Annotated in this window: 1 protein-coding gene; it reads left to right on the forward strand. The window is 67.0% G+C overall.

What is annotated here, in order from left to right; translation table 11 throughout:
• The coding region (locus BST27_RS30670) for an acyltransferase domain-containing protein (protein WP_139805512.1) at positions 1-688 on the forward strand (688 nt) is incomplete at both ends.

Here is a 688-nt window from a genome sequence, read left to right on the forward strand (position 1 = left end):
TCCTACGGTGTGGAGCCCGACCTGGTGATCGGGCATTCGATGGGTGAAGTTGCGGCCGCGGTGGTGGCCGGGGCCTTGACGCCGGCCGAGGGGCTGCGGGTGACCGCCACCCGCTCGCGGCTGATGGCTCCGCTGTCGGGACAGGGCGGCATGGCCATGCTCGGGCTTGACGTGGCGGCCACCGAGGCGTTGATCGCCGACTACCCGCAGGTGACGTTGGGCATCTACAACTCTCCGCGCCAGACGGTGATCGCCGGGCCCGCCGAGCAGATCGACGAGTTGATCGAACGGGTACGGGGCCAGAATCGGTTCGCCAGCCGGGTCAATATTGAAGTGGCGCCACACAATCCGGCGATGGATGCGCTGCAGCCCGCGATGCGCTCCGAGCTGGCCGATCTGCGCCCCCGAACGCCGACCATCCCGATCATCTCCACCACCTACGAAGACCTCGAGGCCCGCCCGGCTTTCGATGCCGAGCACTGGGCAACCAACATGCGCAACCCGGTGCGCTTCCAGCAGGCCATCACGCACGCCGTCGAGAAGGCGGGCCACCACACCTTTATCGAAGTCAGCGCGCACCCACTGCTGGTCCAAGCCATCGACGACACCCTGAGCGGTCAAGACCACCTCAGCGTCGGCACACTGCAGCGCGACACCGATGACACCGTCACCTTCCGCACCAACCTCT

This window comes from Mycobacterium intermedium (assembly GCF_002086275.1).
Lineage (GTDB): Bacteria > Actinomycetota > Actinomycetes > Mycobacteriales > Mycobacteriaceae > Mycobacterium > Mycobacterium intermedium.